At 48.9% G+C, this 16518-nt stretch carries 15 protein-coding genes; 11 read left to right on the top strand and 4 right to left on the bottom strand.

The features are described 5' to 3' along the window. The first annotated feature begins 11 nt into the window (after nucleotides 1-11). Together ING2E5A_RS12480 and ING2E5A_RS12475 are read left to right on the top strand one after the other, a co-directional pair. Nucleotides 12-878: a Cbp1 family collagen-binding glycoprotein adhesin gene (locus ING2E5A_RS12480; RefSeq protein WP_071137683.1), complete on the top strand. Its 867-nt coding sequence runs from the start codon at nucleotides 12-14 to the stop codon at nucleotides 876-878. Nucleotides 879-971: 93 nt separating this feature from the next. Continuing rightward, a complete protein-coding gene (locus ING2E5A_RS12475) occupies nucleotides 972-1664 on the top strand; it encodes a YjjG family noncanonical pyrimidine nucleotidase (RefSeq protein WP_071137682.1) in 693 nt (230 codons plus the stop codon). Between the two features lies 1 nt (nucleotide 1665). Here ING2E5A_RS12475 and ING2E5A_RS12470 read toward each other — a convergent pair whose 3' ends face one another. The 4 genes from ING2E5A_RS12470 to ING2E5A_RS12455 form a co-directional block, all read right to left on the bottom strand. Beyond that, complete coding sequence (locus ING2E5A_RS12470) at nucleotides 1666-2922, bottom strand: arginine deiminase (protein WP_071137681.1); 1257 nt, start codon at nucleotides 2920-2922, stop codon at nucleotides 1666-1668. Between the two features lie 87 nt (nucleotides 2923-3009). Next, nucleotides 3010-3516 carry a flavodoxin gene (locus ING2E5A_RS12465; RefSeq protein ID WP_071137680.1) on the bottom strand — a complete coding sequence of 169 codons (507 nt, stop codon included), beginning with the start codon at nucleotides 3514-3516 and terminating at the stop codon, nucleotides 3010-3012. A 122-nt stretch (nucleotides 3517-3638) separates the two neighbouring features. Beyond that, complete coding sequence (locus ING2E5A_RS12460; protein ID WP_071137679.1) at nucleotides 3639-4631, bottom strand: GNAT family N-acetyltransferase; 993 nt, start codon at nucleotides 4629-4631, stop codon at nucleotides 3639-3641. Next, nucleotides 4606-5478, bottom strand: coding sequence for a 1-acyl-sn-glycerol-3-phosphate acyltransferase (locus tag ING2E5A_RS12455; protein ID WP_071137678.1), 873 nt, complete (start codon nucleotides 5476-5478; stop codon nucleotides 4606-4608). The genes ING2E5A_RS12460 and ING2E5A_RS12455 overlap by 26 nt, the downstream gene beginning before the upstream one ends. A gap of 402 nt (nucleotides 5479-5880) precedes the next feature. Between ING2E5A_RS12455 and ING2E5A_RS12450 the strand changes: the two genes are divergently transcribed. The 9 genes from ING2E5A_RS12450 to murG all read left to right on the top strand — a co-directional run bounded on the left by ING2E5A_RS12450 (nucleotide 5881) and on the right by murG (nucleotide 16518). After that, nucleotides 5881-6324 (top strand): division/cell wall cluster transcriptional repressor MraZ, encoded by a 444-nt coding sequence (locus tag ING2E5A_RS12450; protein ID WP_071137677.1) that lies wholly within the window; start codon nucleotides 5881-5883, stop codon nucleotides 6322-6324. A 44-nt stretch (nucleotides 6325-6368) separates the two neighbouring features. Further along, nucleotides 6369-7265 (top strand): 16S rRNA (cytosine(1402)-N(4))-methyltransferase RsmH, encoded by an 897-nt coding sequence (rsmH, locus tag ING2E5A_RS12445; protein ID WP_071137676.1) that lies wholly within the window; start codon nucleotides 6369-6371, stop codon nucleotides 7263-7265. Nucleotides 7266-7292: 27 nt separating this feature from the next. Further along, nucleotides 7293-7634: an FtsL-like putative cell division protein gene (locus ING2E5A_RS12440; RefSeq protein ID WP_071137675.1), complete on the top strand. Its 342-nt coding sequence runs from the start codon at nucleotides 7293-7295 to the stop codon at nucleotides 7632-7634. A 1-nt stretch (nucleotide 7635) separates the two neighbouring features. After that, entirely contained in the window at nucleotides 7636-9837 is a 2202-nt protein-coding gene (locus tag ING2E5A_RS12435) for a penicillin-binding protein (protein ID WP_071137674.1), read from the top strand. Between the two features lie 56 nt (nucleotides 9838-9893). Further along, entirely contained in the window at nucleotides 9894-11372 is a 1479-nt protein-coding gene (locus ING2E5A_RS12430; protein ID WP_071138358.1) for a UDP-N-acetylmuramoyl-L-alanyl-D-glutamate--2,6-diaminopimelate ligase, read from the top strand. Nucleotides 11373-11393: 21 nt separating this feature from the next. After that, a complete protein-coding gene (gene mraY / locus ING2E5A_RS12425) occupies nucleotides 11394-12653 on the top strand; it encodes a phospho-N-acetylmuramoyl-pentapeptide-transferase (RefSeq protein ID WP_071137673.1) in 1260 nt (419 codons plus the stop codon). A gap of 13 nt (nucleotides 12654-12666) precedes the next feature. Continuing rightward, a complete protein-coding gene (gene murD / locus ING2E5A_RS12420; RefSeq protein WP_071137672.1) occupies nucleotides 12667-14004 on the top strand; it encodes a UDP-N-acetylmuramoyl-L-alanine--D-glutamate ligase in 1338 nt (445 codons plus the stop codon). 103 nt (nucleotides 14005-14107) lie between these two features. Next, a complete protein-coding gene (locus tag ING2E5A_RS12415) occupies nucleotides 14108-15403 on the top strand; it encodes an FtsW/RodA/SpoVE family cell cycle protein (protein WP_071138357.1) in 1296 nt (431 codons plus the stop codon). Further along, complete coding sequence (gene murG, locus ING2E5A_RS12410) at nucleotides 15400-16518, top strand: undecaprenyldiphospho-muramoylpentapeptide beta-N-acetylglucosaminyltransferase (protein WP_071137671.1); 1119 nt, start codon at nucleotides 15400-15402, stop codon at nucleotides 16516-16518. The genes ING2E5A_RS12415 and murG overlap by 4 nt, the downstream gene beginning before the upstream one ends.

Genomic DNA, 16518 nt, shown 5'->3' with positions numbered 1-16518 from the left:
AGTATTGAATTATGAAAAAAGTATTCGTTCTATTACTCGGCGCAGGGGTCTTGTTCTCTTGTACCAATACTGGAAAGAAAGTAACCGAGTCTGAAGAATATCGGAAACTTCTGGCAGAACGAGATTCATTGGAAACGGTCTTGAGGACGTCGGATGCCGAAACCCAGGAGATGATGGCCGTAATCAGTGAAGTTGAAGCAAACTTCGACAAGATCCGCGAAGCGGAGAAGTATATCTCTACCCAGTCGGCACAGAATGGCGAGATGAGTCAGGATACCAAGAAGAGAGTTAACGATAATTTCCAGATGATTCAGGAGATCCTGAAACGCAACAAAACCCAGTTGGCCGAATTGAACCGGAAATATGCCGCCAGCAACAAGCAGGTGAAATCGATGCAAAATACGATCGACCGGCTAAACAAGGAGATGCAGGAGAGTTCCGCCAGACTGGTCGCCCTGCAGAGCGAACTGGCCAAGAAGGATGAGACCATTGCCCAGTTGTCGGGAGATATCAGTGAATTGGCTCAACATGCCGAACAGCAGTCGGCAACAATCAGGGAGCAGGACAAAACATTGCATACCGCCTATTACGTTTTCGGGACAGCCAGTGAACTGAAAGAGCAGAAGATTCTTTCGGGAGGATTCCTGAAGGCTACCCGGGTGATGCAGGAGACTTTCAACAAGGACTATTTCCTGCAAATTGACATCCGCGAGGTGACTGAAATCCCGTTGTACGCTCCCAAAGCAAAACTCTGGTCGACACACCCCGAAGGGACTTACGAGTTTGTGAAGGGAGCCAACGATAACCTCACATTCCATATCACCGATACACAACGATTCTGGACCCTCACCAAATACCTGATCATTGAGGTGAACTGAGTGAAGCAGCGGGGAGTATAATATTGTGCATCCTGGACGTTACTACCGTTCAGGATGCTTTTTAGATGGAGTTACGATTATTGTTGCCGGATAATGAGTTACAAGAACCTTTTTATCGATTTGGACGATACGTTGTGGGATATACACCAGAACGGCAGGGAGTGCCTTGAGGAGATCTATCTGGATTACGGATACAGCCGTTTTTATCCTACGTTCGAAGACTATTACAACGTTTATATGCCCTCCAATCACCATCTCTGGAATTTATACCGTTTGGGGGAGATCCGGAAGGAGGAGCTGATCGTGGAGCGCTTTCTGGTGCCGGTGAGGAAGTTCGGGATTGACGATCCGGAATATGCCCGGAAGTTGAGCGACGACTTTCTTGAGCGTACTACCCACAAGACAAGGTTGATTGAGGGTGCGCTGGATCTGCTCGATTACTTGAAACCGAGGTATAGGATGCATATCCTCAGTAACGGTTTTAGAGAAGTTCAATACAAGAAGATTGAAAACTCCGGGCTGAAGCCCTATTTCGATAAGATTATCCTTTCGGAGGATGCAGGAGTGAACAAGCCGCATCCGGAGATCTTCACCTATGCACTCAAGAATACCAACTCCCGACGCGACCAGACTGTAATGATCGGTGACAGTTGGGATGCCGATATTACAGGGGCGCAACAGAGCCGTATTGCGCAGATATGGTTTAATCCCGCCAACCTTTCCCCAGCCGGATTTGAACCTACTTACACCGTTTCAAGATTGGAGCAGATAAAGACAATTTTGTAAATTACCCTCTCCGCAGAGGCATGGTCATGCATCTGGGGCCTCCACCGCCTCGGGGAAGTTCAGATCCATCGAGTGTTACCACACATTTTCCAACCCTCTCCAGATCAATTTTTCCATTGATCACATCTTCGGCCGGTACAATCTCGAATCCCTTCTTGTTCAGCTCTTCCAGCGTATTGATGTTCCGGGCATAGGAGAGTACCTTCCCGGGTGCAATTGCCAGAAAATTGGCCCCGCTGTGCCACTGCTCCCGTTCCTGATCCCAGTCGTCCGCCTTTCCCCCACAAATGACCGGCTCGATCTCCATGCCGAGTTTTTTCAGTGCAGTGGGGATATTGTTTGTTTGGGATATCTTGATCACCCTGCCGTTTTCGATCTGTATATGTACGGTCTTGTAGGGATTGCTGTTTATAATCAGTGGTTTGTATACCATGGCGGTGTTGCTGTCGAGAAAGGTGAACACCATATCCAGGTGGATAAAAGATTCTGGAGCTTCAGGCAGTTGCTGCACAATGACATGCTTCCTGCACGACTTCTCGCCACACAGTTCCCGTATCAACAGGTCGATGGCCTGCGGAGTGGTTCTTGCCCCGCTGCCAACCAGCAGAACATCTTCCCGTGCAACCAGTACATCGCCCCCCTCAATGGTGACGGGATCGTTGTTGTGCGACAGGTCGTACATATTTGAGACTTGCGTATTGAAAAAAAGTCCACTGTTGAAGATCGCATCCATGATGAACGACTCCCGCATGCGGACAGCATTGGCCATCTTGCAGACCAGTGATCTGTTTCCGATGACCACCGACGTGTCGCGTGTGAAGTAGAAATTGTAGAGCGGCTGTAATGCATAATACTCCTCCTTCAGAAAGTCGGTCAAGGTCTTCACCTGCATCGGGAGCCCTTCTATCAATACCCGTGCCAGTTGATGCGAGGAGAGCTCCATGAGATATTCGAAGTAATCCTGCACCTTTTCGGCGGAACAGATCTTCTGGAGCAGTATGGCTCGTTGTCGGGGTATTTCAACCACCTTTTCCAGCAGGTCGGAAACTTCGTATACCCTGGAGTATTTCTCCAATACCCCTTTCAGTTGGGCATACTCCTTCTGTGCGATGGCGAGGTTGAGAATATCGTTGTATAGCGCCCGTTGTGCGTTTTTGGGCGTCATGTTCTCCACTTCGGGACCTGGGTAGTGCAGCATCACCGCTTCCAGCTTCCCGATTTCCGATTGAACATTTAAGGTAAGCCTGTTTGTCGACATAGTCTCTCAATTGTATGATTTGAAGCATGACAATTTACGGGCGCGACCGAAGGCGCTCCCGGACCGAAAAGAGGCTTTACCGGCAGGTCAATCCAGGTATTTCTTCAGCGACTCCACCCATTTGTCGATCCGTTCATCGGTGAGGTCGGCGTCATTGTCTTCGTCCAGCGGTAACCCTACAAACTGACCGTTCTTCAATGCCCTGGAGAAATCGAACTGATACCCTTCGGGCGAAACTTCACCTACGACTGTGGCACCCCTCTCCGAAACCGTTTCGTACAAGATGCCCATGGCATCCACAAACGAGTCGGGATAGATAAACGAGTCACCCAACCCGAAGAGGGCTACGGTCTTGCCGGTAAGGTCCATTTTTTCCAGTTTGTGGTAGAAGTCGGACCAGTCGTCTTGCAGATCCTTGACCCCCCAGGTTGAGACACCAAGAATCAGAACCTCGTTTGCATGAAATGCCCCTTCATCCCCGTCGTAGATGTCTACCAGAGCGGGAGAGTATTCAGATAACCTTTCAGCGATTTTCTCGGCAGCTCTTTTGGTGTTCTCCGTACTTGACCCGTATATGATTGCGATTGACTTCATATGATATGACACGTTTAATTAAATGATGATTCTGCAAAGGTAGCATTTAGTTCCATCGATGCAAATTTTTTGCTTCAAAGATGAAGTTGCATCCCTGGTTTCGGCAAGTCGTAAAAAAGTGGCTATCGCTTTCTCGCTTTTCCGGAAATGGCCTGCCTTAACCCGAGCAGGAAGCGTCTGCTCGGCTTGGATTTTATGTATGATTCGATATGCCGTTGCTTTTTCTCCTCCAGGATCTGATTGATCTCGATGAGAATACCCGACTCTTCCACATCGCCAAATTCGTCGTTGATCGATGTCCCGAAGAAACGCATGGAGGGCGACAACCCCATGTATGCGTTGATGAGCGGTGGGATATTCAGTCCGAAACTGCGCACCTCCTTGTTCAGCACCCGGTAATCCTCCTTGAAACTCTTCCCCTTGAAGAGTTGCCTCATCTTATCGATGTCGGTGTTGGTGACAAGCTGCGTGATGGGAGTCACCAGCTTGTCGGGATCGGGAAAATGGAGATGCATGAAATAGAGAATCATGTTCCTGGCCTCTTTGTTGTATGTCCCGTACATGGTTACTTTTCCGAAAAAGTACTTCATTGAGGGATCGATTACTGTCAGTGCCCCCAAACCGTCCCACAGGTTGTCGAGGGCAAAGATGCCCTTGCGGCTGTGGAGGGTGGACTGGTATTCGAGAGAGACGAACGATCGGCCCAGTTCAACGGTATAGGGGAGATAGTTTTTCAGAAAGTCGTCGGAAAAGTTCAACAGATGAGCGGTGGCAAGCATCGGTTTTCCCTTCTCGTCGAAGTCGACCTGTTTGCCCATGATGAATCGGTAACCGCCCAGTATCTCCTCTTTTTCGGGGTCCCATACTATGAGTTGATGATACGGATTCTTCATCAGGTCATACTTGTCGATATCCGCCTCTAGACCTGTTCCCCCACCGTAGTAACGGAAAGCGATCTCTCGCAGCCTCCCTACTTCCCGCATCAGGTTTGGTGAATCGTGAGCGGTGAAGATGTAGATCTCGTTATTGGCCTTGTTGGTGGTGCGAACTCTCTTTCCTACAGTCAGTTCGTTTTTTATAAGGTCTTTATCAACCGGGTCGATGATTTTTTCCATACTTGCTAGTTCTCTGTTTGGGTAAATTGTAAACAACCGTTTTTATCTCTTCTGCCCACTGCGCCGGACTTTTCGATTTGTCCAGAGATTGCCAGGGTATCGGCTTTCCGAAGGTGATGTGGAATGTCTCTCCTTTGTTTTTAAACATCTCACCGGGCAGATAGATCAGTTCGATATTGAACTTGATGCCCAGCGCTTTTCTTATGTTGGCAAAGTTGTAAAAGAAGTTGGAGTTCCTGGCGCCGAAATGGATGGGTATGATATCCCGTTGATATTCGACAGCCTTGACGACGAAGTTTTTCATCCACTGTAGATCCCTGATCTCCCCTTTCTGCTTCCTGGAGCACAATCCTGCGGGGAAGGTGATGATCTGGTTTCCGGATGCGTATGCCTCGTTGATGACCGCGGCCGACATTTTGGCCTGTGAACCGTATTTGTTTACCGGAACAAATATCGATTCAAGATTCCGGATGTTCAGCAATACATCGTTTACCAGGTATTTGATTTTTCCATTGTACCTCTCTCCCAGATAGGCCGACAGGCAAATGCCATCCAGTCCCCCCAGCGGGTGGTTGGAGGCAAAGATGTACCGTCCTTTCCCGCTGGCAGGAATGTTCTCCTCCCCATGGATTTTCAGCTTGACCTTGAACTCTTTATCTACCAGTGCTCGCATGAAGTCAACGCCCTGCTTGTCGCGGTTGCGCTCGATAATTGCATTCAACTCCTCCTGGCGGATGGTGCGCTTCAGATAGTTGATGAAAAATTTGGGGATCTTCTTGTACTGTTTTTTTGCCTTTTCCCGCAAAACAGCATCAATATCCAGTTTGAAATCAGTTTTTTCTGACATAATGACTTTCCTACAACCGACAAAAATACAAAATTAATTATGAAAATTGGAGGGGCTATTCCTATTTCTTTGGAACGGCAATAATAAATGTTTTCCGTTTTGAAGTGAAAGAATGGTTAAAGTACAGTAAATCAAATATTAGTGGAAGTGTTGATAACTTTATTGAAAATTGTGTGTGGAAAAGTGGGGGAAAGTGGATTTATTTTGTAATTTTACCGCAAAAATCATGTATGCAGCAGATTGGGTGATAAAATCTTGATTTTTTCTTTAGGTCTGCAGCCCGATTCGAGGATTGTTGAAGTTGCACTGAGTGGCAGTTGAGGATAAGTGGGGCTGATGCCGTACATGGTTTGGGAAAGTGAAAAGATGTAGAACAAAATAGTTGTAGATACAGAGATAATCGTGTTGCAATTTCTGGGAAATATCGAAGCTAAAGCCGATGCAAAAGGGCGAATCTTTGTTCCGGCCGTTTTTCGTAAGCGTCTTCAGGGCGCTGATGAAGATTTCCTGGTGCTTCGCAAGGATATTTTTCAGGATTGTCTGGTGCTTTATCCCGGTTCGGTCTGGGAAAACGAGATTGAGACGCTCAGGAGTCGGCTGAATAAATGGAACAGGGAACAACAGCAGGTTTTTCGCCAGTTTGTGCTTGATGCCGAACGACTTGAAATGGATGCGAGCGGAAGGATCTTGATTCCGAAACGCTACTTGGTGCTGGTGGGCATCGAATCTGATGTTCGTTTTCTGGGAGTGGACAACACTATTGAGATATGGGCGAAAGAAAAGCTGGAAAAGCCATTGGTTGATCCGACGGAGTTTTCTGCTAGATTGCAAGAGCTGATGTCCTGATATGTCAATGTGTTAGATGATGCAAATATTTACGGATTACTGAGATGTATCACATACCGGCATTGCTTCAGGAGAGTGTGGACGGACTGAATATTCATCCCGACGGGGTGTATGTTGATGTTACATTCGGCGGAGGCGGGCACTCGAGGGAGATATTGAGACGATTGGGTGAAAAAGGCAGGTTGTTTGCCTTTGATCAGGATGAAGATGCTTACCAAAACCATATCCTGGACCCCCGTTTCACGTTTGTAAAAAGCAACTTTCGTTTTTTGAAGAATTTCATGCGCTATCATCGGGTAGATGAGGTGGATGGGATTCTCGCCGATCTGGGGGTGTCGTCGCACCATTTCGACGATTCAAGTCGCGGATTTTCCTTCAGGATGCCGGGAGATCTCGATATGCGGATGAACCGGCTGGCCAGAAAGAGTGCGGCAGATATTCTGAACGAATATTCCGAGGAGAGGTTGTCTGATATCTTCTTCTTCTATGGCGAGTTGAAAAGTGCGAGAAAGATTGCTGCTGCAGTCGCCTCTTACCGTCGATCGAAAAAGATCGATGCTGTTTCCGATTTTCTGGAAATCATGAAGCCATTCACTTTTCGTGAGAAGGAGAACAAAACCTTGGCTCAGGCGTTTCAGGCGTTGCGCATTGAAGTGAATGACGAGCTGAAGGCGCTGGAAGAGATGTTGATGCAAGGATTGCAGATGTTGAAGCCGGGAGGACGGTTCAGTATCATCTCTTACCATTCGCTGGAGGATCGGCTGGTGAAGAATTTTTTCAGAGCCGGGAACGTAGAAGGGGTGGTTGCCGAGGATTTTTTTGGAAACAGAAAGACTCCGTTTGAACTGATCAACCGAAAAGTGATTGTTCCGACGGAAGAGGAGCAGGTGAACAATCCCCGATCGAGAAGTGCCAAGCTGAGAATTGCGGAGAAATTATAGTGGCAGATTGTTGTAATCGGTAAAGCGATGAAAGTAAAAATTGACAGTGTAAGAAAATCGTTCGTGCATGTTTTCGGAGGAAATGTGCTGACGGAGAACTTTTTTGTCAGGAACCTCACCTTTATCGTGGTTTTGGTTATCATCATGATTCTCTTTATCAGCCACAGATATACCGTCCTTCAGCGGATAGCAGAGATGGAGCGACTGAAGGTCGAACTGAAAGATGCCAAGTATGAGTCGCTAACCATTTCGTCCGATCTGACAGAGGCCAGCCGCCAGGGACAGATCGAGAAAAGGGTAGAGGAGTCGGGGTTGGAATTGAAAATAAACAACCAACCGGTTTATCGCATTCAGAAAGGGAAAAAATGAAATGGGAAAGAGAGCCGAAGAGAATAAAAGGAGGATTTTAAACCGTTACGGTCTGATTGTCTTCTTCCTTCTTGGGGTTGGGGTGATGATTATCTTCTCGGCAGGAAAGATTGCCTTCTCGGCGGAAGGGAAAAAGTGGCGTGAAGTTGGGGAGAGGGAGACCATCATCAAGGATCGTGTCATTCTGCCCAAGCGGGGAAACATTTATACTTACGACGGAAAACTCCTGGCTACCAGCGAGCCGCTCTACAGTATCTATATGGATTTCTGGGCGGAAGGGATGAGGAAGGATACATTGATGAAATATGTTGATGAACTTTCGGTGGCATTAGCCAGAAAATTCCCCGACCGGACAGCTTCCCAATATAAGTCGGTCATTCTCAACGGATGGAAGCTCCGGGAGAAGGAAGAGCGACAGATGAAGGAGAATGCGGAAAAAGGTGTCGACAGGAAGGTGAAGTTGAAATCGCGTTACGTGCGTATTCTCAGGCCCGACATCTCATATGTGGATCTGAAGGAGATACGCACCTATCCGTTTTTCAACCAGCGTTCCAACCGCAGCGGACTGATTGCCGAAGAGAAGAATGCCCGAAAACGCCCCTTTGGAAACCTGGCCAACCGGACAGTGGGGAATGTCTATAAGGACCTTGAAAAAGGGGGAGCAAGCGGACTGGAACTGAAGTACGATTCGCTGCTGAGAGGTGTGGAAGGAGTGAAAAGCCGGCAAAAGATCCAGGGCCGCTGGACAGATATTGAGGAGATTGCAGCCAAGGATGGATACGATATTGTAACTACTCTCGATGCCGACATACAGGAAGTTACGGAACGAGCCCTCCGGGCCAAGCTTGAGGAGACTGCCGCGGAATCGGGAACGGCGATCATCATGGAGACCAAAACCGGGGAGATCAAGGGGGTCGCCAACCTCGACAGGTTGAGTAACGGAAGCTATGCGGAGGGTAACCCCAATGCCTTCTCCTATATGAACGAGCCGGGATCTACCTTCAAGACCGTTACGGTGATGGTAGCGCTTGATGACGGGGTGATAACCCCTACCGACTCTTTCCATGTGGGCAACGGGCTGTACCAGTACAATGGGAAGTGGGTGCGCGACCACTATTGGCGGCAGGGTCGCGACAGGGGATATCTTACTGTAAAGGAGGGGATCGAGCTCTCCTCGAACGTGGTGATGAGTAAAATCGTACTCAAGGCATATGGTGACGATCCTGCCAAGTTTGTGAAGGGAATCGACCGGATCGGACTGAGGAAGAAGCTTACTTGGGATGTCCCGCTAAACGGAATTGAGGGGACCTCCTCTATCCGCTTCCCCGATGACAAGACAAACTACTGGTCCAAGACAACGCTGCCCTGGATGTCGTTCGGTTACGAAACGAAGGTGCCGCCCATCTACATGTTGATGTTCTACAACGGGATAGCCAATGGTGGCAAGATGATCAAGCCCTTTATTGCAAAAAAACTGCTGAAGGACGGAAGGGTTGTAAAGGAGTACAAGGCGGAGGTGGTCAACGAACAGATGTGCAAGGAGAGCACGCTGGTCCAGATACAGGATATGTTGCTGGGGGTAGTGGAGAATGGAACAGCCAAGGTAGTGAAATCGGACTATTTCTCCATCGCGGGAAAGACCGGTACGGCACAGATTGCCAGCGGCGGTGGATATAGCGACTACTATGTCTCGTTTTGTGGCTACTTTCCTGCGGACGATCCGCTCTACACCTGTTTTGTAGGGATCAGAAAACCGAAAGGTGTCCCTTCGGGTGGTGGACAGGCCGGTATGGTCTTCAAGAATATTGCGGAGCAGACCTTTGTAAAGCGAACAAGGCTCTCTCCCGAACAGGCCCTGGTTGATGATCCGGAACCGCAGAAAAGACCACCCCTGAAAAATGGAAACTGGGAGTATGGCAGGAGTGTCCTTTCGATGTTGGATCTCAAAACTTCCATTATGAAGTCTGCTTCAGATTGGGTAAAGATTGAATTCGACTCTGTTGCCTATCGCCCTCACGCTTTGGCAATAGCCGACAATTCGGTACCCGACGTGTTGGGGATGGGTGCCCGGGATGCCGTTTATCTGCTCGAGAAATCGGGACTGCGGGTTAACCTGACCGGTTCGGGGAAAGTTGTGTCACAATCGTTTGCGCCGGGAAGCAGGGTGGTGAAAGGTACCACCATCAGCATCACGCTGAGATGAGGGACCGGACGAGGATAGAATGAATGAGAAAAATGGTAATAAATCGGATAGAAAAAATGAGACTGAGTCAACTTCTAGAAAAGTGCAAAATCGTGGCTATTCACGGGGAGGAGAATGTCGAGGTTGAAAACATCACTTCAGATTCCCGACAGGTGCAGAAGGGTTCGCTTTTCATCGCCGTGGAGGGTATCAATACCGACGGACACGATTATATCGGTAAAGCCATAGAACAGGATGTACAGGTTGTGGTTTACGATAAACCGATGTTCGAGGAATATTTCTCCAGAGTAACTTATGTCCAGGTCGAAAATTCGGCCATAGCGCTGGCTCAAATAGCTTCTGCCTGGTTTGGGAATCCGTCGGAGCACCTGAAGTTGGTGGGCGTAACCGGAACGAACGGAAAGACAACGGTGGCTACATTGCTGCACAGAACTTTCAGGACGTTGGGTTACGGTGCAGGACTGCTCTCTACGGTGGCCAACTATGTAAATGACGACAGTTTCCCAACCACGCATACCACCCTCGATCCCATTACCCTCAACGCTTTCCTGCGTAAAATGGTAGATGCAGGTTGCCAGTATGCCTTTATGGAGGTGAGCTCTCATGCCATCCATCAAAAACGGGTGTATGGACTCCGCTTCGAGGGGGGAGTCTTTACAAACCTCACACAGGATCACCTGGACTATCACAAAAACATGCTGGAATACCGGAATGTGAAAAAGGCATTTTTCGATTCACTGCCCGAATCCGCTTTTGCCATCACCAACTCCGACGATAAGAATGGGGCGGTAATGCTTCAGAACAGTGTGGCAAGAAAATATACCTACTCTGTAAAGGGGATGGGTGATTTCAAGGCCCGGATTTTCGAGAAGCATTTCGACGGTACTGAGATCGAGATCAACGGAAAAGAGCTGATTGTGCAGTTTGTGGGAGTCTTCAATGTTTACAATCTGCTGGCGGTATATGGTACGGCCGTTCTCCTCGGGCAACAACCCGACGAGCTGCTCAGGATCCTGACTCTCCTGAAACCGGTGGCAGGGCGTTTCCAGACGTTGCGATCGCCCGCAGGTTTTACTGCAATAGTGGATTATGCCCATACACCGGATGCCCTGACCAATGTGCTGAATGCCATCAATGAAGTGCTGGAACAGAGAGGCGATATCATTACGGTGGTGGGTTGCGGCGGAAACCGCGACAAGACCAAACGGCCATTAATGGCTCGTGAAGCGGTTGAATTAAGTAACAAGGTAATCCTGACTTCCGACAATCCGCGGTTTGAAGAGCCGCAGGATATCATTGACGATATGGTGGCAGGACTTGACGATGAACAACGCCGCACCACACTTTCTATCGTGGACAGGCGTGAAGCGATAAAAACAGCCTGTGCGCTGGCCAAGCCGGGCGATGTCATACTCGTTGCCGGTAAAGGGCACGAAGATTATCAGGAAATTAAGGGGGTGAAGCATCACTTCGACGACAAGGAGGAGCTGGAAAAGATATTCCATGGTTTACTCCCCAACACGCTCAATTCATAAATATTTTCTCCTAGACTGATTATGCTCTACTATCTTTTTCAATATTTGGACAAACTGGATGTTCCCGGTGCCGGTATGTTTCAGTATGTTACATTCCGGGCCTCGCTTGCCGCCATTATTTCGTTGCTCTTCTCAGTCATTGTAGGTGCAAGGATCATTCGTGCACTGCAGAAGAATCAGATCGGGGAGACGATCCGCAACCTCGATCTGGAGGGGCAATACAGTAAACGGGGCACACCCACCATGGGTGGTGTTATCATCATTGTCTCCATCCTGGTGGCGATCCTGCTGATGGGGAAACTTGAAAATATCTATATTATCATCATGATAATAAGCACCGTATGGTTGGGTGCTTTGGGCTTCGCCGACGATTATATCAAGGTACTCAAGAGAGAGAAAGAGGGGTTGAAAGGGAAAATCAAGGTGGTGGCACAGGTGGGACTCGGGCTGATTGTCGGCCTGATCATGTATATGAGCCCCGATATTGTTTCCCGTGAGAATACTGAGGTGAGGGTTAACAACGTAATCGAACAGGTTCAGTACAAGGGACAGGATGTAAAGACCACGAAAACTACCATTCCTTTTGTAAAGAACAACAATTTTGATTACCGCTGGCTGGTCTCCTGGATGGGAGATTTTGCCGATGTTGCCGTCTGGGTTGTTTTTGTCCTCGCTGTGATTCTGATCGTTACGGCTGTCTCAAACAGCGCCAATTTGACGGATGGTCTGGATGGCCTCGCTTCGGGGTCATCGGCGGTCATCGGTGTGGCGTTGGGAGTCCTGGCTTATGTTTCGGGCCGCGTCGACTTTGCCTCCTACCTCAATATCATGTATATTCCCGGAAGTGACGAGCTGATGGTGTTTGCAGCGGCTTTTGTCGGGGCCACTGTCGGATTCCTCTGGTATAACGCCTATCCTGCCCAGGTCTTTATGGGTGATACCGGCAGCCTTACACTGGGAGGAATCATCGGGGTTTTTGCCGTGCTGATCCATAAGGAGCTGCTGCTGCCCATTCTTTGCGGAGTCTTTTTTGTAGAGGCTCTCTCGGTAATCCTGCAGGTCTCCTATTTCAAATATACAAAGAAAAAAACGGGTGTGGGAAAACGGGTCTTCAAGATGACCCCCCTGCATCACCATTTTCAAAAGGCGGGAAATGCAGGTATTGATGCGCTGATTCAAAAACCGCTGGTTCCGATCACCGAACCCAAGCTTGTGTCGCGTTTCTGGCTGATAGGCATGATCCTGGCGGTAATTGCTGTTGCCACACTGAAGATGAGATAAATCGGCAGATATTATGAATGATGAACTGGTTGTATTAGGAGGTGGAGAATCGGGTGTAGGCAGTGCAATCCTGGCCAAGGTAAAAGGACTCAGTGTCTTCCTTTCCGACTCCGGGCTGCTGAAGGAGGAGCATCGTAAAACGCTTCTCGACCATGGAATCGATTTCGAAGAGGGAGGCCACTCCGAAGAGAAGATTCTACAGGCAAGTGAGGTGGTGAAGAGTCCAGGTATCCCTGACACTACCCCCCTGATGCGGAAGATCCGAGAGAAGGGGATACGGGTGATTTCCGAGATTGAGTTTGCTGGCAGGTATACCAATGCCAGAATGATCTGCATTACCGGCAGCAACGGAAAGACAACCACAGCCAGTCTGATTTATCACATCCTGAAATCGGCGGGACTGAATGTGGGATTAGGTGGAAACATCGGACGGAGCTTTGCCAGACAGGTGGCAGAGGAGCATTACGACTATTATGTGCTGGAATTGAGTAGTTTCCAGCTAGAAGGTGTGTATGACTTCAAGGCGGATATTGCCGTGTTGATGAATATCACGCCAGATCATCTAGACCGTTACGATCACGATATGCAGAAGTATGTGGATGCCAAGATGCGGATTGTTCGCAACCATAAGATGGGTGATTCCTTCATTTACTGGATGGATGACCCGGTAGTGACGAAAGAGCTTGAAAAGCTTAAACCCGCATCAGATATCTACTCTTTTACTGAAAAAAATAATCACTTGGCTACCGCTTATTCGGAGGGCAATAAAATGTATATACAAACGAAAGGGACTCTTTTTGACATGGAGCTGGAACTGCTGGCGTTACAGGGGATGCATAATCTCTATAACTCGATGGCGTCGGGGATTGTAGCGAAGCTGCTCGACATATCCGACGACAATCTGCGTCTGGCCCTGTCGGACTTCAAGGGTGTTCCTCACCGGTTGGAGAAGGTGGCGTCGGTGAGGGGAGTCCAATATATCAATGATTCCAAGGCAACCAATGTAAACTCCTGTTGGTATGCACTTCAAAGCATGCGCACGAAAGTGGTACTGATTCTTGGAGGTACCGACAAAGGAAACGACTATTCAGAGATTGAGGATCTGGTAAGGCAGAAAGTGAGGGCATTGATCTTTTTGGGTAAGGACAACAGCAAGCTGCATGCCTATTTCGATGGCATAGTGCCCTCTATTGAAGATGCCGGATCGATGAAGGAGGCCGTAGATGCCGCTTACAGGTTGGCAAAAAAGGGAGATACCGTCTTGTTGTCGCCCTGTTGTGCCAGTTTCGACCTCTTTCAAAATTATGAAGACCGGGGCAACCAGTTCAAGGATTGCGTGAGACGGTTATGAATATAGAATATAGCTCTTAGGATAACAGTATTGAAAGTAAACAGTAGAAGATATGCTCGACAAGTTAAAGGATGCGATAGAATCGTCCAATTTTCAGGAAGATATGGAGAATTCCCGGTCGACCCTGGCTAAACTGGGAAGCAAGATCTTCAAGGGTGACAAGGTGATCTGGCTGGTATTTGTTATCCTCTGTGTGATTTCGCTGGTAGAGATCTTCAGTGCTACCAGCACCATTGTCTACAGGCAACAGAACCAGTGGGGACCAATCCTGCGGCACACCATGTTCCTGATCGGCGGGGTGGGGATTATCGTCTTGATCCACAATATTCCGTATCGTTACTTCTCTTCCCTTATCTTTGTGCTTATCGGTTCGATTATTCTGCTGCTGCTCACTCCGGTTATCGGGACAACCATCAACGGGGCCGACCGGTGGATCTCGATCTTTGGATTTACCATTCAGCCCTCCGAGATTGCCAAGATATCGTTGATGGGGACGATCGCCTTTCTGCTCAGCAAACAGAACGGCATGAACGACGGCCTGCTCTTCAAATGGATGATCGGACTGATGGTGGTGGTTTGCGGTATCATCGCCCTGGACAACCTCTCAACTGCGGTACTGCTCTTTACGGTCTGCTTCCTGTTGATGTTCATAGGAAACGTGAAGCTGAGTAGGCTCCTGAAGGTGGCCGTTACAGGCATTGCCTTTCTGGCACTCTTTATCGTGATGCTGAAGGTGATACCGCCCGAGTGGACCAACTCCGGACCATTAAGCCGTGTAGGAACCTGGCAGAGCCGGCTCGACGAGTTTGGCAGCCATAAGGAGGTGTCGGATGAGACTTACTATACGATTACTGACGACAACTATCAGGTGGCTCATGCCAAGATTGCCATCGCAAACGGCGGCATCTTTGGCAAGTTCCCGGGAAACAGTACCGAGCGCGACTTCCTTCCCCAGGCTTATTCCGACTTCATCTACGCGATAATTATCGAGGAGATGGGGATCATTGGAGGAGTCTTTGTGTTGCTGCTCTATATCATCATCCTGATCAGGTCGGGGATGATTGCCCGGAAAATCGAAAAGCTCTTTCCAAAATACCTTGTCCTCGGTTCGGCACTTATGTTGTCGATGCAGGCATTTATCAACATGGCGGTAGCGGTAAACCTTATCCCGGTTACCGGCCAGCCACTGCCGCTTATCAGCAGGGGAGGAACCTCGTTGCTTATTACCAGTGCCTATTTCGGATTGATTTTGAGTGCTGACCGGTTCGGGATTGGCAAGAAGAGGGGAAAGAAGGGAGCCGATAATCCCGATCAAAGCGACGAGGAAAATGAAACGATGGTATCGGAAGTGATCGATAAACTGGAAGAGAAAGTGGAATTTGAAATTATTCAGGTATGACATCACCATTACGTTCACCGCGGGTAATCATCAGTGGAGGCGGTACCGGCGGACATATTTTTCCTGCCATCTCTATAGCTAACGCGATAATGGATCGATGGCCGGATGCCGAAATCCTCTTTGTCGGTGCCGAGAACCGGATGGAGATGGAACGTGTGCCAGCTGCAGGCTATTCGATTGTGGGACTTCCCGTTGCGGGTTTCGACAGGAGAAATCCGTTGAGAAACATTCCGGTTGCCATAAAGTTGATGAAAAGCATGCTAAAGGCAAAAAAGATCGTCACTTCGTTCAAACCGGACATTGCAGTTGGGGTGGGAGGTTATGCCAGTGGACCTACCCTCAGGGCTGCAGCAGCAGCCGGCGTTCCTACACTATTGCAGGAACAGAACTCCTATGCCGGGGTAACCAACAAGATCCTGGCACGGAAAGCGGCCAGGATTTGTGTGGCGTATGAAGGGATGGAGCGGTTCTTCCCGAAAGAGAAGATCGTGCTGACCGGCAACCCTACCCGCCAGGATCTGGTGGTCTCGGAGGAGAACCGAAAGAGCGGCTACGCACACTTCGGACTAAATCCTGAACTGAAGACGATTCTCCTGGTAGGTGGAAGCCTGGGTGCCCGTACGCTTAACGAGAGTGTCATCGCTTCACTTGCCTCAATAGAACAGTCGGGGGTACAGCTCCTTTGGCAATGCGGCAACTACTATTTTAAAGAGATCTCTGCCCTGAGGGAGCAGGGAGTGATTCCCGGCAACGTACATCTGTTTGATTTTCTCACCCGCATGGATTATGCCTACTCGGTAGCCGATCTGGTTATTTCGCGCGCAGGAGCCGGCTCCATCTCTGAATTCTCACTGTTGGGGAAACCGGTCGTTCTGGTTCCATCGCCCAATGTTGCGGAAGATCATCAAACGCAGAATGCGATGGCGTTGGTAAGAAATGATGCAGCCGTAATGGTGACCGATGCCGAGGCAAAGGGGTGTCTGTTTGAAACAGCCCTGCGTCTGGTTAAAGATGATAGCCGGTTGGATGAATTGAGCCGGAATATATTGAAGTTGGCTCAACCCGGTTCGGCTCGGCGCATTGTGGATGAGATAGCGAAAATTTACGCTCATTAG

Source organism: Petrimonas mucosa, from assembly GCF_900095795.1.
GTDB lineage: Bacteria > Bacteroidota > Bacteroidia > Bacteroidales > Dysgonomonadaceae > Petrimonas > Petrimonas mucosa.
The sequence above is the reverse complement of the archived record's forward strand: the minus strand, read 5'-3'. Positions and strand labels throughout refer to the sequence as shown.